The sequence below is a fragment of the Streptomyces sp. NPDC085460 genome (assembly GCF_044541975.1).
Classification (GTDB): Bacteria; Actinomycetota; Actinomycetes; order Streptomycetales; family Streptomycetaceae; genus Streptomyces.
In genome coordinates this window covers 25114-45132 of the sequence record NZ_JBITTO010000006.1, presented here as the reverse complement: position 1 = coordinate 45132, position 20019 = coordinate 25114, and the positions used below count along the sequence as shown (strand labels likewise).

At 74.5% G+C, this 20019-nt stretch carries 15 protein-coding genes; 2 read left to right on the top strand and 13 right to left on the bottom strand.

Going from position 1 to position 20019, the window contains the following annotated elements; genetic code table 11:
• Positions 1–9: 9 nt before the first annotated feature.
• The 5 genes from ACIGHB_RS16585 to ACIGHB_RS16565 all read right to left on the bottom strand — a co-directional run bounded on the left by ACIGHB_RS16585 (position 10) and on the right by ACIGHB_RS16565 (position 3898).
• Positions 10–192, bottom strand: coding sequence for a hypothetical protein (locus ACIGHB_RS16585; protein WP_388871843.1), 183 nt, complete (start codon positions 190–192; stop codon positions 10–12).
• A gap of 99 nt (positions 193–291) precedes the next feature.
• A complete protein-coding gene (locus tag ACIGHB_RS16580) occupies positions 292–651 on the bottom strand; it encodes a hypothetical protein (protein ID WP_360322266.1) in 360 nt (119 codons plus the stop codon).
• A complete protein-coding gene (locus ACIGHB_RS16575) occupies positions 648–1016 on the bottom strand; it encodes a WhiB family transcriptional regulator (protein ID WP_030498052.1) in 369 nt (122 codons plus the stop codon). The genes ACIGHB_RS16580 and ACIGHB_RS16575 overlap by 4 nt, the downstream gene beginning before the upstream one ends.
• A 169-nt stretch (positions 1017–1185) precedes the next feature.
• Positions 1186–1533: a hypothetical protein gene (locus ACIGHB_RS16570; RefSeq protein ID WP_360322263.1), complete on the bottom strand. Its 348-nt coding sequence runs from the start codon at positions 1531–1533 to the stop codon at positions 1186–1188.
• Positions 1534–1705: 172 nt separating this feature from the next.
• Positions 1706–3898, bottom strand: a complete 2193-nt coding sequence (locus tag ACIGHB_RS16565; protein WP_399913707.1) for an ATP-dependent DNA helicase UvrD2 — start codon at positions 3896–3898, stop codon at positions 1706–1708.
• A gap of 197 nt (positions 3899–4095) precedes the next feature.
• On the opposite strand from ACIGHB_RS16565, the gene ACIGHB_RS16560 reads away from it, so the two are divergent.
• Positions 4096–4338, top strand: coding sequence for a mycoredoxin (locus tag ACIGHB_RS16560; RefSeq protein ID WP_360313513.1), 243 nt, complete (start codon positions 4096–4098; stop codon positions 4336–4338).
• A 75-nt stretch (positions 4339–4413) separates the two neighbouring features.
• Here ACIGHB_RS16560 and nudC read toward each other — a convergent pair whose 3' ends face one another.
• From nudC to ACIGHB_RS16525, 7 genes are all read right to left on the bottom strand, one after another.
• Entirely contained in the window at positions 4414–5361 is a 948-nt protein-coding gene (nudC, locus tag ACIGHB_RS16555; protein ID WP_360313511.1) for an NAD(+) diphosphatase, read from the bottom strand.
• A gap of 59 nt (positions 5362–5420) precedes the next feature.
• A complete protein-coding gene (locus ACIGHB_RS16550) occupies positions 5421–6839 on the bottom strand; it encodes a dipeptidase (RefSeq protein ID WP_360313509.1) in 1419 nt (472 codons plus the stop codon).
• Between the two features lie 10 nt (positions 6840–6849).
• Complete coding sequence (locus ACIGHB_RS16545; protein ID WP_399913702.1) at positions 6850–10176, bottom strand: UvrD-helicase domain-containing protein; 3327 nt, start codon at positions 10174–10176, stop codon at positions 6850–6852.
• Positions 10177–10283: 107 nt separating this feature from the next.
• Positions 10284–11141: a hypothetical protein gene (locus tag ACIGHB_RS16540; RefSeq protein WP_399913699.1), complete on the bottom strand. Its 858-nt coding sequence runs from the start codon at positions 11139–11141 to the stop codon at positions 10284–10286.
• 77 nt (positions 11142–11218) lie between these two features.
• Positions 11219–11986 (bottom strand): hypothetical protein, encoded by a 768-nt coding sequence (locus tag ACIGHB_RS16535; RefSeq protein ID WP_399913696.1) that lies wholly within the window; start codon positions 11984–11986, stop codon positions 11219–11221.
• A 156-nt stretch (positions 11987–12142) separates the two neighbouring features.
• Positions 12143–15613 carry an ATP-dependent helicase gene (locus ACIGHB_RS16530; RefSeq protein ID WP_399913693.1) on the bottom strand — a complete coding sequence of 1157 codons (3471 nt, stop codon included), beginning with the start codon at positions 15611–15613 and terminating at the stop codon, positions 12143–12145.
• Between the two features lie 237 nt (positions 15614–15850).
• Positions 15851–16369, bottom strand: coding sequence for an MGMT family protein (locus ACIGHB_RS16525; RefSeq protein WP_399913690.1), 519 nt, complete (start codon positions 16367–16369; stop codon positions 15851–15853).
• 168 nt (positions 16370–16537) lie between these two features.
• Between ACIGHB_RS16525 and ACIGHB_RS16520 the strand changes: the two genes are divergently transcribed.
• The gene (locus ACIGHB_RS16520) at positions 16538–19192 is read left to right on the top strand and encodes a lysylphosphatidylglycerol synthase domain-containing protein (protein WP_399913686.1); all 2655 of its coding nucleotides are present in this window, start codon (positions 16538–16540) and stop codon (positions 19190–19192) included.
• Positions 19193–19232: 40 nt separating this feature from the next.
• Here ACIGHB_RS16520 and ACIGHB_RS16515 read toward each other — a convergent pair whose 3' ends face one another.
• Positions 19233–19973 carry a YwiC-like family protein gene (locus ACIGHB_RS16515; RefSeq protein ID WP_399913683.1) on the bottom strand — a complete coding sequence of 247 codons (741 nt, stop codon included), beginning with the start codon at positions 19971–19973 and terminating at the stop codon, positions 19233–19235.
• Between the last annotated feature and the right edge of the window lie 46 nt (positions 19974–20019).

The following is a 20019-nucleotide window of genomic DNA, read 5'->3' as shown; positions in this document are numbered from 1 at the left end:
GGGCGGCGGTCACCACCAGGAGGAGTCGAGGCGGCCCTCGATGGCGCGGAGGTTGGCGCGGGCGCATTCCTCGCAGAAGTACTGGCGGCGGCCGTTCTCGACGGAACAGGTCCAGGTGAGGGGGAGGGTGTCGGCGGTCCTGCCGCAGCGTGCGCAGGCCACGGGCTCCTCCGCGGCGCGGGGCTCGTTCATCCTCGTGACGATAGCCCGGCGGGGCGGCCACGGCGGGGCAACGCACCGCGGGGGCCGGTCCGTTCGGACCGGCCCCCGCGGGGACGCCTGGTGGGGCGCTCAGTTCATGACGGCCATGGCGAGCGCGCGGCGGGCGCGCAGCGAGACGCGCTCGGCGCGGCGCTGCATGCGCCGGGCGGCGATCAGGCGCACGGCCTGACGTTCCGCCTCGGCCTCACGCTGTCGCTCGTGCATATGGGCACGGGCCAGGGCTTCTGGGATGAGTTGCATGTCACGGGTCCTGTTCTGACGCAGCGCGGGGGCGCCGGCGGTGGAGAAGTCGGGGGTAGCGGAGCGGATGGGCTCGGTGGCGGGCGTGGTCATCGGGGCCTGCTTCTGGGGATCGTGCGTGAGGGGGTGGTCGATCGTTCCGGTACGCCTGGGGGCCTTGTGGGGTGCCTCCCAGGTGCGGGCGGTCATGCCGCGACCGGGTTCTTGCGCGGGCGGCCACGGGGCCGCTTGCGGGCGACGACGACGCCCTGGACGAAGAGCTCGCCGCCCCAGACACCCCAGGGCTCACGGCGCTCCTTGGCGCCGGCGAGGCAGGCCGCGACCAGCGGGCAGGTCTTGCAGAGGGACTTGGCGTACTCGACGTCGGCCGGGGACTCGGCGAAGAAGACCTCCGGGTCGTAGGCGCGGCACGGGACGGGGACGCCGAGGTTCTCGATGGCGTCGTCGAGCGCGGTGAGCGATGTCAGGGGGGTCAAGGTGTGGTCCTCCGTGAGGCCGGACGGGGGGATCGTTTCGGAAGGCGGTACGGACGGGGCGTGCGCTTCGAGTTGCACGGGTGTCTTTCCTCGTCTGGTCGTTCCGGCCGGTCGGCCGGGTCTTCGGCTGGTACCGGGTTTCTTGTCCCGAGGCCCCTTCGCTCCGTCGTCCCCGTTCGGGGACAAACAGAAGGGCCGCGGATCCCGGGTGGGGTTCCGCGGCCCTGAAGGCGCCGGCCTGATCAGGTCAGGCTGGATCACTCCAGGGTTCGAGCCCACGGAAGGCCCACATCGTGTGGTGCTGCGTCGTCTGCTGCTTGCCGGCACCGGCCGCCGCGAAGCCATAGGCCGTGATTCCGGCCTTGCCCTCTTCAGCCACCCGTGCCTTGGTCGGTCGCTCCTCGCGCTCGATGGCGGCCATGCCGCGGCCGGACAGACCGGTGGCGGGCAGACCGCTGCCAAGGAGCGCAAAGGCGGAGAGGCCGAGCGAGCAGGTGGAGACGACCGAGCGATCGGTCATTTTGGCGGTGCTGACGACGGTGCTGACATCGCTGCTGATGACGTTGCGGCTGATGACGTTGATGTTGCTGATCACTGGAATCGCCTCCTCTCGGCGTCTCGGAGAGCTCGGGTGCGAGCCGGGCTCTCGATGTTTATTTGGACAAGTACAGCACGAGACAGGGCTTCATAAGAAGCCGCTGTTGCGTGGTTAAGAACCTATGGGGCTTGACGGGGCGGGCGCAAACTATTTTTCCCACGAGTTTCGATCAGACGTCGTCCGTGCCCGTCACACCCTCCTCACCTGCGCAGATGGCGAGGACATCGGCTCCGAAGCGGTCCAGCTTGCGTGCGCCGACCCCGGCGATCATGGCCAGCTCGCCGCCGGAGGACGGGACCCGCTCGGCGATCGCCATGAGCGTCTTCTCGGTGAAGACGCAATAGGCGGGCTGGCCGAGCGCCCGGGCCCGCTCCTCGCGCCACGCCCACAGGCGCTCGTACAGGCCCTCGTCCATGTCGGAGGGGCAGTCCTCGCAGCGGAGCAGCTTCATCGCGCCGGCCTCGGTGAGGGTGGTGCCGCAGACCCGGCAGCGGACTGTGCCGCGCGGGCGGCGGCGGGTGCCCTCGCCGGCCCGGCCGGAGCCGCCGCGCTCGATGCCGCCTCCTGCGGCGCCGTGGCCGGTGCCGCGGCTGCCGGAGCCGGGGCGCAGGCCCTTGAGGAAGCGGCTGGGGACGCGGCTCGGGCGGCCGCCCGGGGAGCGGGAGAGCGCCCAGGACAGCGTGAGGTGGACGCGGGCGCGGGTGACGCCGACGTAGAGCAGCCGGCGCTCCTCCTCGATCTGCTCGTCCGTCTTGGCGTAGGTGATCGGCAGCATGCCGTCGGTGAGGCCGACCAGGAAGACGGCGTCCCACTCCAGGCCCTTGGCGGCGTGCAGGGAGGCGAGGGTGACGCCCTGGACGGTGGGGGCGTGCTGGGCGGCGGCCCGCTCGTCGAGCTCGGCGACCAGGTCGGAGAGGGTGGCGCCGGGGCGGGCGGCGGCGAAGTCGTCGGCGAGCCGGGCGAGCGCGGCGAGCGACTCCCAGCGGTCCCGGACGGCGCCGGAGCCGGTCGGCGGCCGGCTGCTCCAGCCGTGGCCGGAAAGCACCGCTCGCACCTGGGCCGGCAGGTCGTCGGCGCCGTCCAGGAGCGCGTCGTTCGCCCCGAAGCGGGCCGCGCCGCGCAGGGCCGCGCCGGCCTCCCGCACCTCCTGGCGCTCGAAGAAGCGCTCGGCGCCGCGCAGCTGGTAGGGGACGCCGGCGTCGGCGAGGGCCTGCTCGTAGACCTCCGACTGGGCGTTGATCCGGTAGAGGACGGCGATCTCGCCGGCCGGGACGCCGGCGGCGATCAGGTCGCGGATCCGGCGGGCGGTGCCCTCGGCCTCGGCGGGCTCGTCCCCGTACTCGGTGTAGACCGGCTCGGGGCCGCGCTCGCGCTGCGAGACGAGCTCCAGGCGGTGCTCGGCGGCCCGGCCGCGGGCCTGGTCGAGGAGGCCGTTGGCGAGGTGGACGACCTGGGGGGTGGAGCGGTAGTCGCGCACCAGCTTGACCACGGTCGCGTGCGGGTGCCGGACGCGGAAGTCGAGCAGGTGGTCGGGGGTGGCGCCGGTGAAGGAGTAGATCGTCTGGCCTGCGTCGCCGACCACGCAGAGGCTGTCCCGCTCCCCCAGCCACAGCTCCAGGAGGCGCTGCTGGAGCGGGGAGACGTCCTGGTACTCGTCGACCACGAAGTGCTGGTACTGGCGGCGGATCTGCTCGGCGATGTCGAGCCGGTCCTGGAGGATGCCGACGGTGAGGAGCAGCACGTCCTCGAAGTCGATCACCGAGCGCTCGCCCTTGAGCTGCTCGTACATCGCGTAGAGCTGGCCGATCTCGGCCGGGTCCCGCGGGGCGTCGCGCCGGGTGCGGGCGACGGCCGCCGGATAGTCGGCGGGCACGGTCTGGGTGACCTTGGCCCATTCGATCTCGGCCGTGACGTCCCGCAGCTCGTTCCGGTCGAGGCGGACCCGGCAGCGGGCCGCCGCCTCGGCGACGAGCTGGACCTTCCGCTCCACCAGGCGGGGCAGCGGGCCACCGATCGCTTTGGGCCAGAAGAACTGGAGCTGCCGGAGGGCGGCCGAGTGGAAGGTACGGGCCTGGACGCCGCCCGCGCCGAGCTGGCGGAGCCTGCCGCGCATCTCGCCGGCGGCCCGGTTGGTGAAGGTGACGGCGAGCACGCTCGCGGGCTGCAGCACGCCCGCCCGGACCCCGTAGGCGATCCGGTGGGTGATCGCCCGGGTCTTGCCCGTGCCGGCGCCCGCGAGGACGCACACCGGGCCGTGCAGGGCCGTGGCGACCTCGCGCTGCTCCGGGTCGAGCCCGTCGAGCACCGCGTCGGCGGTCTCCGGGACCCGCGGGAAGAGGGGGGAATGCGTTGCTGCTGTCACTCCGCCATGCTGCCAGGTCGGGCGGGGTCGGTGCGGCGCGTCGTCCACAGGCCGGGGTCCGTGGTCGTACCGTCGCATGATCCTCCCGGCCGGGGGCGGGGAGCGGCGCAGCTCACGCGGCGGGCGGGAATGGTGGGCCGGGTGGCGTACGTTCTCCCTTCGGCACCGACCCCCGAACCGATGAGGAGCGCCTGGCCATGCAGGGCACTGTGACGATGTACAGCACCGAGTGGTGCGGCTACTGCCGCCGGCTGAAGGGCCAGATGGACCGCGAGGGCATCGCGTACACCGAGGTCAACATCGAGCTGGACCCCGAGTCGGCCGCCTTCGTGGAGAAGGCCAACGGCGGCAACCAGACCGTCCCGACCGTCCTCTTCCCGGACGGCTCGACGCTGACGAACCCGTCGCTGGCCCAGGTCAAGCAGAAGCTCGGCGCCTGACCCCGCGTCGCGCCCGCACAGCGAGGAGCCCCCGCCGGAAGCGTCCGGCGGGGGCTCCTCGCTGTGCGCGGGATCTCAGACGACGTCGCCGGGCTTCGGCAGGGGCTTGCCGTACCAGAGCTCGATCAGGCGGGAGGCGATCGAGATGCCGTACGGCGGCAGGATCTCGCCCGAGGCGAAGCCGGCCTCCAGGTCCGCGCGGGAGAACCAGCGGGCCTCGTGGATCTCCTCGCCGTCCACCTCGATCTCCGGGGAGGTGGCCCGCGCGAAGAAGCCGAGCATCAGGCTGGACGGGAACGGCCAGGGCTGGCTGGCCACGTACTCGACCTCGCCGACGGTGACCCCGGCCTCCTCGAAGACCTCCCGGACCACGGCCCGCTCGATCGACTCGCCCGGCTCGACGAAGCCGGCGAGCGTCGAGAAGCGGCCCTCCGGCCAGTGCACCTGGCGGCCGAGCAGCGCCCGGTCCTGGTCGTCGGTGACCAGCATGATCACCGCGGGGTCGGTGCGCGGGTAGTGCTCGGCGCCGCAGACCGGGCAGCGGCGGATGTGCCCGGCCGCCGCGATCACCGTGCGCTCGCCGCAGCGGGAGCAGAAGCGGTGGAGGCGCTGCCAGTTCTCCAGGGCCACCGCGTGGGTCATCAGGCCCGCGTCGCGCGGCGACAGCAGCATCCCGGCCTCGCGCAGGCCCGCGGGGCGCGCCGACTGGTCCATCCGGCCGGGCAGCGAGTCCTTCTGGAGCGCGAAGTACGACACCCCGTCGGCGTCGGTCCCGAGGAAGTAGCGGTGCGTCTCGGTCATGGGCGCCTCGAACGCCGGGGTCATGACGAGCTCGGTGGTGCCGTCGGGGCGGTCGTCGATCAGCACCTGGCCGCCCGACACCACGAAGACGCGGGTGGTCGGGTGGCTCCAGGCGGCCGCGAGCCACGCCTCGTCGAGGCGGTGGTGGGCGGCCCGGTCGACGCCGCTCGGGGCGGTGAGCGAGATCGGGCGGTCCGCGAACGCGTTGTTCAAGGTGCTCACAGGTGCTTCCAACTCCCCCGGATCGGTGACGGTGATGACGGCGTGCGGGCCCGGCGCGCTCAGCGCTCGCCCGCCCGCAGGGCGGCCGGAAGGTCGCCCCACAGGTGGGCGGTCGCCTCGACGCCCTTCATGAGGAGGTCGAGCTCGACCTTCTCGTTCGGCGCGTGCCAGCCGTCGGACGGGACCGAGATGCCCAGGAAGAGCACGGGCGCGTCCAGGACGTCCTGGAGGTCGGCGGCGGGTCCCGAGCCGCCCTCGCGCGTGTAGCGGACGGTGGCCCCGTCGAAGGCCCGGCTCATCGCCCCGGCCACCGCCTTCAGGGCCGGGTGGCCGAGCGGGGTGAGGCAGGGGCGGGTCGGGGCGCCGAAGACGATCTCGTACCGGACGCCGGCCGGGACGAGTCCGGCCAGCCACTCCCGCACCAGCGTCTCGATCCGGTCCGGGTCCTGGCCCGCGACCAGCCGGAAGGAGAGCTTGAGGTGGGCGGAGGCGGGGACGATGGTCTTGCCGCCGGGGCCCTGGTAGCCGCCGCCGATGCCGTTGACCTCGGCGGTCGGGCGGGCCCAGACGCGCTCCAGGGTGGAGTGGCCGGCCTCGCCGAGGGTGCCGTGCGACTTGGCGGTGCGCAGCCACGCCTCCTCGTCGAAGGGGAGCTCGGCGACGAGCCGCCGCTCGGCCTCCGTGAGTTCGGCCACCCCGTCGTAGAAGCCGGGGATCGCGACCCGCTCGCCGGCGTCGTGCAGGGCGGCGACGATCCGGCCGGCGACGGTGGCCGGGTTGGGGACGGCGCCGCCGAAGGAGCCCGAGTGGATGTCCTGGTCGGGGCCGTACAGGTCGATCTCGCAGTCGGCGACCCCGCGCATGCCGGTGCAGACGGTCGGCGTGGTCTCGGACCACATGCCGGTGTCGGAGACGATCACCACGTCGGCGGCGAGCCGGCCGGCGCGCTCCTCGACGAGCGCGCGGAAGTGCGGCGAGCCGGACTCCTCCTCGCCCTCCACGAGCAGCTTCAGGTGGACGGCGGGGGTGGTGCGGCCGGTGACGGCGAGGTGGGCGCGGACCCCGAGGGTGTGGAAGAACACCTGGCCCTTGTCGTCGGACGCCCCGCGCGCGTACATCCGCCCGTCGACGACGGTCGGCTCGAAGGGGTCGGTGTGCCAGCCGTCCTCACGGGCGGCGGGCTGCACGTCGTGGTGGCCGTAGACCAGGACCGTCGGCGCGTCCGGGTCGTCGGACGGCCACTCGGCGAAGACGGCCGGGGCCCCGTCGGTCTCCCACACCTCGACCGTGGTGAAGCCGGTGTCCTTCAGGGCCGCGGCGAGCCATTCGGCGCTGCGCCGCACGTCCCCGGCGTGCTCCGGCTGCGCCGACACGGACGGGATGCGCAGCCACTGGGCGAGGTCGCCGAGGAAGGCGGCGCGGTGCTGCGCGATGTACGCGCGTACGGGGTGGACGGCGCTGTCCGGGGTCTCGCTCATGGCCCCGAGCCTATCCGGCGCCGGGGGGTGCCCCGCCCAGCAGGATGGCCTCCAGCTCCGCCCGTCCGGGCAGCCGGGCCGGGCGGGCCACCTCGCCCGTGCGCACGTAGACGAAGGCGGCGGCCACCTCCTCGGGGTCCAGGCCGTGCTGCTCGGCCCAGGCGAGCCGGTACAGCGCGAGCTGGAGGGGGTCGGCGGAGCGGTGGTGGCTGGTCTTCCAGTCGACGATCTCGTACGCGCCCGAGTCCGGGTCCCGGTAGACGGCGTCGATCCGGCCGCGCACCACCCGGCCCGCGAGGGTGAGGTGGACGGGGACCTCCACCCGGTACGGGGTGCGGTGGGCGTACGGGGTGCGGGCGAACGCCTCCTTGAGGGCCTCCAGGTCCCGCTCGTCGACGATCTCCGGCTCGCCCGCGAAGTCCTCGCCGCCGGGGAGCTCGTCGGGGCCGAGGAAGGGCAGCGGCAGCTCCTCGAAGCGGGACTCCACCCACGCGTGGAAGCGGGTGCCGCGGCGGGCCGCGGGCTGGGGGGCCTTCGGCATGGGGCGGGCCAGCTCCTGGGCGAAGCCGTCCGGGTCCTCGGCGAGGCGGAGGACCTGGGAGGCGGAGAGGTACGCGGGGAGGACGACGTCCCGGGTGGTGGCGCGGGCGCGGTGCAGCTCCGCCGTGAGGGCGGCGAGGTCCCTGTCCCAGGAGGCGATGGTGCGGAGCTCCTCCCTGGTCAGCTCGTGCTCGCGGGGGTGCGGAAGGGCGCCGTCCCGCGGGTGCGGGTGCGGGTCCTCGGGGTGCGGGGCCGGCGGATCGGGCGCCGCCCCTGAGGAGCCGTGCCCACCCGTGCCGCCCTGCGGAACGGAGGCCCACAGCTTGGCCCGGACGGCCTCCGCCGCCCTCCTGCGCCGCTCCAGCGCCGTCTCGTCCAGGGGAAGCGGCCAGGGGAGGTCCTGGTCGGCCTCCGCCAGGAGGGGGTTCTCGGCGCCCTTCTCCGGGGCGTCCGCCCATGCCTCGATGTCGCCGTGGCCCCGCTCGCAGTGGGCGTACAGCTCCGCCATGAAGTCCGAGGGGCCCCGGGGCTTCTTCTGGGCGGGGCCCCACCAGTGGGCGGAGGCGAGGAGGAGACTGCGGGGGCGGGTGAAGGTGACGTAGCCGAGGCGGAGTTCCTCGGTGCGCTGGTGGTCGGTCATCGCCGCCTTGAAGGACTTCATGGCGGCGGCGTCCCAGGTGTCGAGGTCCGGGAGGGTCGCCGCGTCGCCGCGCAGGGCGTGCGGGAGGACCTGGGGCTGGGAGGTCCAGGACTCGCGGGCGCGGGCGGACGGGAACTGGCCGGCGACCAGGCCGGGGACGGCGACGACGTCCCATTCGAGGCCCTTGGACTTGTGCGCGGTGAGCACCTTGACGGTGTTCTCGCCGCCCGGGAGGGCGTTGTCGAGGCCCTTCTCGAACTGGGCGGCGGTGCGCAGGAAGCCGAGGAAGGCGAGGAGGCTCGCCTCGCCGTCGAGGGAGGCGAAGCCGGCGGCGACGTCCAGGAAGTTGCCGAGGGTCTCGCGGCGGCGGGCGGCGAGCGCGTGCGGGGAGGCGGAGAGCTCGACCTCCAGGCCGGTGACGGTCAGGACCCGGTGGAGGACGTCCATGAGGGGGTCGGCGAGGGAGGCGCGCAGCGAGCGGAGCTCGGCGGCGAGGCGGGCGAAGCGGACCCGGGCCTCGGCGGAGAAGGGCAGGCCGTCGTCGGGGTGGCCGGCGGAGTCGAGGAAGGTGTCGAGGGCGTCGGCGAGCGAGATCACCTCGGCGGGGTCGACGCCCTCGACGGCGGCGGCGAGCTTCTGGCCCGGGTCGGGGTCGGTGTCGCCGCCGTGGACGAGGAGGCGGGCGCGGCGGCCGAGGAGGGCGAGGTCGCGGGGGCCGACGCGCCAGCGGGGGCCGGTGAGGAGGCGGACGAGGTCGGCGTTGGCACCGGGGTCCTGGAGGACCTCGCAGACGGCGACGAGGTCGGCGACCTCGGGGAGGTGGAGCAGACCGGAGAGGCCGACGACCTCGACGGGCACGCCCCGGGCGACGAGGGCGGCCTGGATCGCGGGGAAGTCGCCGGCGGTGCGGCACAGGACGGCCATGGAGCCGGGTTCGCGGCCGGTGCGGACGAGGTGGGCGAGGGAGTCGGCGAGCCAGTCGATCTCCTCGGTGTGGGTGGGGAGGAGGGCGATCCGGACGGTGCCGTCGGCCTCGGCGCCGGGTGCGGGGCGCAGCGCCTCCACGCCCGAGTGCATCGCGCGCAGCGGGGTGGCGAGGCCGTTGGCGAGGTCGAGGAGGCGGCCGCCGCTGCGGCGGTTCTCGGAGAGGGACTGGCGGGCGGCGGGGGTGCCGTCGGTGTGCGGGAAGTGGTCGGGGAAGTCGTCGAGGTTGGCGACGGAGGCGCCGCGCCAGCCGTAGATGGCCTGGCAGGGGTCGCCGACGGCGGTGACGGGGTGGCCGGTGCCCTGGCCGAAGAGGCCGGAGAGGAGGAGCCGCTGGGCGACGGAGGTGTCCTGGTACTCGTCGAGGAGGACGACCCGGAACTCGTCGCGGAGGATCGCGCCGACCTCGGGGCGGGTGGTGGCGAGCCGCGCGGAGAGGGCGATCTGGTCGCCGAAGTCGAGGAGGTCGCGGGAGCGCTTGGCGGCCCGGTAGCGGGTGACGAGCCCGGTCAGTTCGCGGCGGGCGGCGGCGGTGTCGGGGAGCTTGCGCAGGTCGTCGTTGGTGAGCGTGGCGGCGGCGAGGGCGGTGAGCAGCCCGGTGTCGTACGCGAGGAGGTCGGCGGGCTCGACGAGGTGCTCGGCCAGTTCGGCGTCGAGCGCGAGCAGGTTCTCGACGAGGGCCGGGAAGGACTTGGTGAGCGCCGGGTACGGGCCGGGGGCTTCGCGCAGCACGCGCGCGGCGAGCTGGAAGCGGGTGGCGTCGGCGAGGAGCCGGGAGGTCGGTTCGAGGCCGATGCGCAGGCCGTGGTCGGTGAGGAGCTGCCCGGCGAAGGCGTGGTACGTGGAGATGCGGGGCTCGCCCGGGGGGTTCTCGGGGTCGACCGGGTCGGGGTCGGTGACGCCGGCGCGGACGAGGGCGGTGCGGACGCGCTCGGCGAGTTCGCCCGCGGCCTTGTTGGTGAAGGTGAGGCCGAGGACCTGTTCGGGGGCGACCTGTCCGGTGCCGACCAGCCACACGACCCGGGCCGCCATCACCGTGGTCTTCCCGGAGCCGGCGCCGGCCACGATGACCTGCGGGGCGGGCGGCGCGGTGATGCAGGCCGTCTGCTCCGGGGTGAAGGGAATGCCGAGGAGCTCCTTGAGCTGCTCGGGGTCGGTGAGGTGCGCGGTCACCCTGAAGAGGCTAACCGGGCGGTCGGACATTCCCGTCCGGTACGTCCCTGACCTGCGCTTTCGGGGCGGGGGGTGGGGCGGGGCGGTCGGGGCGGTCGGGCCCTGGGTCAGGCGGGGGTGCCGGGGTCGAGGCGGGAGAGGTCGACGGTCTCGTCGGCCGGCGGGGCGGTGACCTTCACCGGGCGGTCGAACTCGGAGAGGGTCATGGTGCCGGGTTCGTCGCCGCCGGTCCTGACGACCTCCCGGATGTACGGCTCGCCCTCCTGTGCGACGGAGACGGTGGTGGTCTCGTCGCCGTCCTTCTTGACGAGGGTCGCCACGGGGGTGCCGTCGACCTCGCGGTCGGGGCCGCGGGTGAGGCCCTCGCGGTCCTCCTCGTCCCTGCCGAGGTCGTCGAGGAGGGAGTCGAGGTCGCAGACCTCGCCGAGGTCGGAGCTGCCGGCCTGGCCGGGGGCGATCTTGAGCCAGCGGCCCTTGACGAGTTCGATGACGGGGGCGATCTGGTTCTCGGGCACGCCCTGGGCGGTCATGGAGGTCCGCCAGAAGGACTCGTCGCCCTTCATGTACGTGATGTCGTCGACCCGGCGGAGTTCGGCCCTGCCGTCGTCGACGCCGATGCGGCCCTGGCAGGCGCCCCGGTCGTCGACGGAGAAGTCGACGGAGAGGTCCTGGCCCTCGGTGACGACCTCGCCGGTCATGCGCAGCGAGTCGGCGGAGCGGGTGGCGTCCACGGCCCGGTCGGCGATCGCGGCGGGCGTGAGCCCGTCGAAGGGGTCGGGCGTGGGGGCCGCGGCGGGCCGGGCGGGGCCCTGGGGTGCCGCTTGGGGTGCCCCCTGGGGTGCCGCTTGGGGTGCCGTCGCCGCCCAGGCCGCCGCCGGGGCGGGTCCCGCGACGGCGACGGCGGCGCAGACGACCGCCGCGGCGCGGAGCTTCCGGTGGCTGGACCGGGAAGACTGGGACCGCATACGAGCCTCCTCGTCCCCCCGGACCCTGTCACCAGGGTGGCCCCACGCGCGCGTGGTCGCTACTCGGCGCGGGGCGTTCAGCTGCCGGCGCCGGCCTTCATGAGCTGCTCCATGTCGACGACCTGGTCGGCCGGCGGGGCGGTGACCTCGACCGGCTTGTCGAAGTCGCTGAGGGTGACGGTGCCGGGCTCCTCGCCGCCGGTGGTCACGACACGGAGGATGTAGGGCTTGGCGGAGTCCTTGGCGACGTAGAAGGTCGACGTCTCGCCGTTCTTCTCGGGCTTGCCCTTGAGGACGACGGCCGCGGTGCCGTCGACGTCGGCGTCGGCCTCGCGCGTCATGCCCTTGCGCGGGGTCTCCTCGTCCATGTCCTTGGTGATGCTCTTGAGGTCGCAGAAGGCGGCGGGGCCGTCCTCGCCGGCCGGCATCTTCATCCAGCGGCCGTTGAGCAGCGTGGAGATGGCGCCGGCCTCCTCGGCGGAGGAGCCCTCCCCGCCGCCGGAGGACTTCCAGAAGGCGTCGTCGCCCTTCATGTAGCTGGTGCCGCCGGTGCCGATGACCTCGGCCTTGCCGCCCTTGGGGGCCTCCATGGAGCCCTTGCAGTTGCCCTTGTCGTCGACCGCGAAGTCGAGGGTCATCTCCTCGCCGTCGTTGGTGCCGCTGCCGTTCATGTGGAGAGCGGTGACGTTCTTGGTGGCCTCGACGGCCTTGTCGGCGATCGCGTCGGCGGAGAGGCCCGCGAAGGGGTCGGCGGCCTTGTCGTCGCCCTTGCCGCAGCCCGTGAGACCGACAACGGCGGTCAGGCAGATCGTCGTCGCGGCCCAGAGCTTCCGGTTCGCCCTCATGCACGTACTCCTCAGCGTGTTCGATGCGCCTTCGATGTGTTCGAAAGCGAATTTCACAGGTTCTCTTCACGCAGACCTTATGGGGTGCCGGGCCACCGGCGATCAACCGGGGTGGACAAAGGATGCGCAAACGGAAACGTGACGCGCGACACTCGCTCAGTCGACGACCTGGCGGCCCTCCGGCCGGGCGCTGCACGCGGCGCGGAAGGAGCAGGTCGCGCAGTGCTGGCCGGTCGTCGGGGTGAAGCGTTCGTCGAGGACGCGGCCGGCGGCGGTGGCGAGCAGGTCGCCGATCCACTCCCCCTCCGGCGGCGGCTGGGCCTGCACCTTGGGCAGCGCGTCGCCGCCCTCCTTCTTGGGCGCGGCCTGGCGGAGCTGGACGAGCTCGGCGCCGCCGGGTTCGGGGCGGCCGTCGACGACCCCGTCCAGGGCGCCCTCGCGGACGGCGAGCTGGTAGACGGCGAGCTGCGGGTGGTGGGCGACCTCGTCCCGGGTGGGGGCGGACTTCCCGGTCTTGAAGTCGACGACGTACGCGCGGCCCTCCGCGTCGGTCTCCACGCGGTCCATGGAGCCGCGGATGCGGACCTGGTACTCCCCCGCCTCCAGGGTGACGTCGAAGCCGTGCTCGGAGGCGGCGGGGGTCCGGCCGCCGCGGTCCATCACGTGCCAGCGCAGGAACCGTTCGAGCGCCACGCGCGCGTGCCCCTTCTCCTGCTCCGACTTCCAGGGGGCGTCGAAGGCGAGCGCGTCCCAGACCGTGTCGAGACGGGCCATCAGGACGTCCAGATCGGCCGGGGTGCGGCCGGAGGCGACCTCGTCGGCCAGGACGTGGACGACGTTGCCGAAGCCCTGGGCGGCGGAGGCGGGTTCGGCGGCCTTGACCTCGCGGCCCAGGAACCACTGGAGGGAACAGGTGGCGGCGAGGTTCTCCAGGGCGCTCGGCGAGAGCGCGACGGGCCGGTCGCGGTCGCGCAGCGGCACGGCGGACCGGGTCGGCTCGTGGAGGCCCCACCAGCGGTCCGGGTGCGCGGCCGGGACCATCGGCTGCCCGTCCTCGTCGGCGAGGGCGGCCAGTTCCGCGAGGCGGCGGGCGGCGGCGTCCCGGAGCGCGGGCGAGGCGTCCGGGTCGACGGTGGTGGCGCGCAGCTCGGCGACGAGCGCGGAGACGGCGAGCGGGCGGCGGGGCCGGCCCGGCACCTCCTGCGGCGGGGTGCCGAGTTCGGCGAGGAGGCGGGAGGGCTGGTCGCCGTCCTCGGCGGGGGCCTTCACGGCGGTGACGACGAGCCGGTCGCGGGCGCGGGTGGCGGCCACGTAGAAGAGGCGGCGCTCCTCGGCGAGGAGGGCGCCGGGGGTGAGCGGTTCGGCGAGGCCGTCGCGGCCGATGCGGTCGGCTTCGAGCAGGGAGCCGCGGCGGCGCAGGTCGGGCCAGAGGCCCTCCTGGACGCCGGCGACGACGACGAGGCTCCACTCCAGGCCCTTGGAGCGGTGCGCGGTCATCAGGCGGACGGCGTCCGGGCGGGTGTGCCGGCGGGTGAGGGTGTCGGCGGCGATGTCCTGGGCGTCGAGCTCTTCGAGGAAGTTGAGCACGCCTCGGCCGCCGAGCCGTTCCTCCGCTCGGGCGGCGGTCTCGAAGAGGGCGCAGACCGCGTCGAGGTCCCGGTCGGCGTTGCGGCCGGCGGGGCCGCCGCGGAGGGCGGCGCGCTCCAGGCGGCCGGGCCAGGGGGTGCCGTTCCACAGCACCCACAGGGCCTCCTCGGCGGTGCCGCCTGCGGCGAGGAGCGCGCGGGTCTCCTGGAGGAGGCGGCCGAGCCGCTGGGCGCCGCGGGCGTACGCGGGGTCGTGCGCGGTGAGGCGCTCGGGCTCGGCGAGGGCGCGGGCGAGCAGCACGTCGGACGGCGGCGGCAGGCGGTCGCCGGCGGCGCGGGCCTCGTCGCGGAGGGCGCGGCCGAGTCTGCGGAGGTCGGCGGGGTCGATGCCGGCGAGGGGGGAGGCGAGGAGTTCCAGGGCGGTCTGCGTGTCGAGCCAGGCGGGTTGCGGGGCGGGGGCGTCCGGTGCGGGGCCCTCCGGTGCGGGCGCGGCCGGTGCGGGCGCGTCCGGTGCGGGTGCGGGCGCGTCCGGTGCGGGCTCAGGATCGTGCGCCGGTGCGGCGCCGTGGGGGGTTGTGCCCACCCGTTCCGCCCTTGCGGAACGCCTGCCCACAACCGGGGTGGCGGAGGGGGCGCCCACAACCGGGGTGCCCACAACCTGGGGGGTCGCGACCGCTCGGAGGGCCAGGAGCAGGGGGGCCACCGCTGGTTCGTGGCGGAGTGGGGTGTCCGCCGCGTCGGTTTCCACCGGGACGCCGGCCGAGGTGAGGGCGCGGCGGAGGGCGGGGAGGCCGGCGCCGGCGCGGGTGAGGACGGCCATGGCGTGCCAGGGGACGCCGTCCTCCAGGTGGGCGCGGCGGAGCAGGTCGGCGATGTTCTCGGCCTCGGCGGAGGCGGTGGGGTACGTGTACGCCTCGGCCCGGCCTCCGTCGCGTACCGGCGTCAGCTCGCGGTGGGCGCGGACCGCGGCGGCGGGCAGGCGGGTCAGCGACATCCGCCGGGTCAGCTGCCGGGTGGCGGCGAGGAGGTCCGCGCCGGCCCGGCGGGAGGTGCCGAGGACGCGGACGGGGGCGCCGCCGAAGGCGGCGGGGAAGTCGAGGATGCCGTTCACGTCGGCGCCGCGGAAGGCGTAGATCGACTGGTCGGGGTCGCCGAAGGCGACGACCGTGTTCCGGCCGCCGGCGGTGAGCGCGGTGAGGAGCCGGACCTGGGCGGGGTCGGTGTCCTGGTACTCGTCGACGTAGACGGCGTCGTACGCGGGGAGGTCGACCCGCTCGGCGAGCAGGACGGCCCGGTGCACCAGCTCGGTGTAGTCGAGGACGCCCTGGAGGTCGAGGACGTCGAGGTACTCGGCGAGGAAGCCGGCGGCGGCCTTCCAGTCGGGGCGGCCGACGCGCTCGGCGAAGCGGCGGAGCGCGTCGGGGCCGAGGCCGAGTTCGCGGGAGCGGGCGAGGACGGCGCGGACCTCGTCGGCGAAGCCGCGGGTGGTGAGGCAGGCGCGGAGCTCGTCGGGCCAGCGGACCCCGCCGAGCCCGTTCCTTCCGAGGTCGATCTGGCCGGCGAGGAGCTCGCGGACGGCGAGGTCCTGCTCGGGGCCGGAGAGCAGCCGGAGCGGTTCGGCGAAGAGCTCGGCGTCCTGGTGGGCCCGGATGAGGGCGTAGCAGTACGAGTGGAAGGTGGTGGCCTGCGGCGGGCGCCGGCCGCCGAGCCGGCCCGCCATCCGGTCGCGGAGTTCGACGGCGGCCTTGCGGCTGAAGGTGAGGACGAGGATCCGCTCGGGGTCGGTGCCGCGCTCCATGCGGCTGGCGACGGCCTCCACCAGCGTCGTGGTCTTCCCGGTGCCGGGTCCGGCGAGGACGAGGAGCGGTCCCCGGTCGTGCTCAACCACCGCCCGCTGCGCTGCGTCCAGCTGAGGGGGATCCACCGGGGCCGGGGCCGTGCGCACCAGCCGGTACGCGCCGGGGGTCCGCCGCCGTCCCGCGCCCGGGTACGGCTGTCCCTGGTGCGGCGGCGTCGGCCGGGTGGTGGAGGAGGAGCTCACGTGGTTGGCCGGTCCTGGTCGATGGTGATGTGGTGCCGTCGCGCCGCGGTCCGTGTCCCCGCCGTGTCCGGCGCCGGGTGCGGCACGCCCGTCGACGTTACGCGAAACCGGGCCGCGGCGGGCCCCGGTCTCCCGGACCGGACGGCCGGGGTCCCGGCCTCCGCCGGGGCGGACCGGGCCCGCGGCGGGTGTGTGAGATCCCGCACGCCCGGCGCCTGCCGCCGGAAGCCGCGCGGGTCACTCCGGGGCGGGTCCGCCGTCGGGGTAGCCGTCGCCGCCGTCGCCGGCACCGCCACCGTCGGGGTCGCCGTCCCACCGGGCGCGGCGCATGTCGATCCGCGGTACGTGGCCCTCGGCGGCCGGGCCGCGCTCGCGCAGCGGGGTGCCCTCGTCGCGGTAGTGGCCGAGGGCGCGCAGCTCGTGGCCGGGGAGCAGGGTGCCGTCGGCGCGGACGACCCGCCACCACGGGGCGGAGCCGCCGTAGAGGGACATGACGCGGCCGACCTGGCGGGGGCCGCCCTCGCCGAGCCATTCGGCCACGTCGCCGTAGGTCATCACCCGGCCCGGCGGGATGCGGTCGGCGACGTCGAGCACGGACTCCGCGTAGGGAGGGAGCTCACCCTCCGCGTCCGGCGGGAGTCCGCCCTCCACGTACGGGGGAAGCTCGTCCTCCGCGTACGCGTCCGCCGGTCCGGAGCCGTCCGCTCCGCTCGGTCCGGTCTGCCCCACGGGTCCCTCCACGCTCATCCGCCCCATCCTGCCTCACCGCACCGACATGGCACCGATGCCTCCGCGCGGCGGCTCTTCGTGCCACCATCGTCCGGGCGGTGACCGGTGATACGAGATCAACAGCGACAGACACGGGCAGCGGAAGCAGCGGCGGACGCAGCACAATCAGAAGTAGCGGGACACGCAGAGACGGACATGGTGATGGGTCAGGACACTCAGCCTCCCGGTGAGGCTCGGCCCGACGTGCCCGAGCGGGTCTCCGGCGACGAGCCGCTGCTCGCCGCCCGTGTCCACCGGCCGTCCGACCTGATGCGTCTGCTGGCCGGGCTGCTGGCCATCGCCGTCGTCCTCGGCATCGCCGCCTTCGCCCACGGCACCACCTCGGGCCTCGAACAGGACATCAACAAGGGGGCCGTCGGCGCGCCCGACGTCTTCGTCAAGATCGCCGGTCTGGTCTCGTCGATCGCCATCCTGGTGCTGCCGGTGGCGTTCGCCATCGAGCGGCTGGTGAAGCGCGACGGGCTGCGGATCGCCGACGGCGTGCTCGCGGCCGTCCTCGCCCACGGGGTGACGCTGGCGATCGACCTGTGGGTGGCGAAGGCCGCGCCGGACACCATCCAGGACGCGCTGACCCAGCCGGCCGGCGGCGGCGGGCTGACCGATCCGGTGCACAACTACCTCGCGCCGGTGATCGCGTACATGACGGCCGTCGGCATGGCCCGGAGGCCGCGCTGGCGGTTCACGCTCTGGACGGTGCTGCTGCTCGACGCCTTCACCATGCTGGTGGCCGGCTACACCACCGCCTTCTCGATCATCCTCACCGTGCTGATCGGCTGGACGGTGGCGTACGGCACGCTGTACGCGGTCGGCTCGCCGAACGTGCGCCCGACGGGGCAGACCCTGCTGGCCGGCCTGCGCCGGGTCGGTTTCCGGCCGGTGACGGCGCTGCGCGCCGAGGAGGTCCCGGAGACGGCGGAGAGCGGGGACCGGGGCCGCCGGTACATCGTGAGCCTGGAGGAGGGGCCGCCGCTCGACGTCACCGTCGTCGACCGGGAGCAGCAGGCGCACGGCTTCTTCTACCGGCTGTGGCGGCGGATCACCCTGCGGACGGTGACCACCCGCCGGTCGATCGTCTCGCTCCGGCAGGCGCTGGAGCAGGAGGCGCTCCTCGCGTACGCGGCGATCGCGGCCGGGGCGAACGCGCCGAAGCTGATCGCCACGTCCGAGCTGGGTCCCGACGCGGTGATGCTCGTGTACGAGCACATCGGCGGGCGGAGCCTGGACTCGCTGGACGACGCCGAGATCACCGACGAGCTGGCGCGGGGCGCGTGGCGGCAGGTGAAGGCGCTCCAGTCGCGCCGGATCGCGCACCGCAGGCTGTCGGGGGACGCGATCCTGGTGGATCGTTCCGGCAGGGTCTTCCTGACGGATCTGCGCGGCGGCGAGATCGCGGCCGGCGATCTGGTGCTGCGGATGGACATCGCCCAGTTCCTCACCACCCTCGGCCTGCGGCTCGGGGCGGAGCGGACGGTGGCGACGGCCGTGGAGGTGCTGGGGCCCGACGCGGTGGCGGCCTGTCTGCCGCTGCTCCAGCCGATCGCGTTGAGCCGGTCGACCCGGGCCACCCTGCGGAAGCTGGCGCGGGAGCGCTCGCAGCGGGAGCGGGAGGCGGTGCTCGCGGCCTCCGAGGCGGCGAAGCGGGAGCGGGAGGAGGCCAAGGCGGCGGCGCACGCGGGGCTTGCGGCGCCCGGCACCGACCCGAGGGCCGAGAAGGCGGAGAAGCGGGCGGACAAGAAGGCGGAGAAGCGGGCGCTCGACGAGGCCCTGGACGAGGCCCGTGAGGAGGACCTGCTCGCGCAGATCCGCCGGCAGGTGCTGCTGATCCGGCCGCAGGCGCCGGTGGAGCCGGTCCGGCTGGAGCGGATCAAGCCGCGGACGCTGATCTCGCTGATCGCCGGCGCGGTCGCCGCGTACTTCCTGCTGTCGCAGATCGCCCGGACGCCGCTGTCCACGGTGAGCGAGGCGGACTGGCGGTGGGTGGCCGTGGCCGTGCTGTGCTCGGCGGTCAGCTATCTGGCGGCGGCGATGAGCCTGCTCGGTTTCGTGCCGGAGCGGGTCGGGTTCTGGCGGACGGTGGTGGCGCAGGTCGCCGGTTCGTTCGTGAAGATCGTCGCCCCGGCGGCGGTCGGCGGTGTCGCCCTCAACACCCGCTTCCTCCAGCGCGCGGGGGTGCGGCCGGGGCTCGCGGTGGCGAGCGTCGGCGCCTCGCAGCTGTTCGGGCTCGGGGCGCACATCCTGCTGCTGCTCTCCTTCGGCTATCTGACGGGGACGGAGAAGTCGCAGTCGTTCACGCCGTCGAGGACGGTCATCGCGGGTCTGCTGACGGTGGCGGTGCTGGTCCTGGTGATGACGGCGATCCCGTTCATGCGGAGGTTCGTCTCGACCCGGCTGCGGTCGCTCTTCGCGGGCGTGGTGCCGCGCATGCTGGACGTGCTCCAGCGGCCGATGAAGCTGGTCACGGGCATCGGCGGGATGCTGCTGCTGACCGGTGTGTTCGTGCTCTGCCTGGACGCGTCGATCCGCGCCTTCGGGCACGGCAGCCTGTCCTACAGCTTCGCGAGCGTGGCCGTGGTCTTCCTGGCGGGCAACGCGCTCGGCTCGGCGGCGCCGACGCCCGGCGGTGTCGGCGCGGTCGAGGGCGCGCTGATCGGCGGCCTGGTCACGGTGGCCAACGTGCCCATCGACGTCGCCACCCCGGCGGTCCTCCTCTACCGTCTGCTGACCCTGTGGCTGCCGGTCCTGCCCGGCTGGATCTGCTTCAACTGGCTCACCAAGCGGGGGGCGCTGTAGTCCTCCCGCCGGCCGTGGCCGCCCGCCCACCGGGACGCCGTCAGCCGTAGACGCCGGCCAGGAAGCCGAGCAGCAGCAGCGAGCAGCCGACCTCGACCGCTCCCACCACCGGGACCCTGAGGCCCCGGCCGGGCAGCACGGCGGCGCGGGCGAGATAGAGGGCGAACGGGACGGCGAGCCAGGGGTTCAGGACGGCCGCCGCGAGCAGCGCCAGGGCGTGGTAGGCGACCGAACCCCTGCGGTACGCCTCCGAGTTCCGCTCGCGGATCATCGTCTTCACGTACGGGACGGTGCCGGCGAAGTACAGCAGGCAGGCGAGCGCCGGGGCGAGGCCCTCGGCGACCTGGCCGCCGCCCGCGCGGAGCGCGACGAGCAGCATCCCGCAGGCGGGCACGACGGCCACGAGCCCGTTGACCAGGGCCCGTTCCCTGTTGCGGCGGGCGTAGGCGATGTTCACCGCGAGGAAGAGGGCCGCCAGGGCGGCGGCGATCCCCAGCCAGGGCTCCGCCACCAGCAGGGGCAGGCCGAAGGCGAGCGTCGCGCTTCCGAGGACCAGCGCGGGGCGCCGGTGGCGTGCCGCTGCCCGGGGGTTGCGGGACGCGCGTCGGAGCCGTACCCACTGCTCGAGGTGGAAGACGGCGCAGTAGGCGAGCAACCACGCCAGGAAGAGGGGGAGTTGGAGCCAGGTCGGGGAGCCGATCAGGACTCCCGCGAGGTAGGGCACGGCGAGCATGGCCCAGGCTCCGTGCTGGTTCGGTATCCACCGACGGACAGTGCTCACCCCACCAGGGTCACACGCCTCCCCCCGGGACAAATGCGGGATTTGG

Coding starts and splice junctions, on each gene's coding strand:
- ACIGHB_RS16560 (WP_360313513.1), top strand. CDS start 4,096: ATGCAGGGCACTGTGACGATGTACAGCACCGAGTGGTGCGGCTACTGC.
- ACIGHB_RS16540 (WP_399913699.1), bottom strand. CDS start 11,141: ATGCGGTCCCAGTCTTCCCGGTCCAGCCACCGGAAGCTCCGCGCCGCG.
- ACIGHB_RS16585 (WP_388871843.1), bottom strand. CDS start 192: ATGAACGAGCCCCGCGCCGCGGAGGAGCCCGTGGCCTGCGCACGCTGC.
- ACIGHB_RS16535 (WP_399913696.1), bottom strand. CDS start 11,986: ATGAGGGCGAACCGGAAGCTCTGGGCCGCGACGACGATCTGCCTGACC.
- ACIGHB_RS16550 (WP_360313509.1), bottom strand. CDS start 6,839: ATGAGCGAGACCCCGGACAGCGCCGTCCACCCCGTACGCGCGTACATC.
- ACIGHB_RS16580 (WP_360322266.1), bottom strand. CDS start 651: ATGACCGCCCGCACCTGGGAGGCACCCCACAAGGCCCCCAGGCGTACC.
- ACIGHB_RS16525 (WP_399913690.1), bottom strand. CDS start 16,369: ATGGGGCGGATGAGCGTGGAGGGACCCGTGGGGCAGACCGGACCGAGC.
- ACIGHB_RS16520 (WP_399913686.1), top strand. CDS start 16,538: ATGGTGATGGGTCAGGACACTCAGCCTCCCGGTGAGGCTCGGCCCGAC.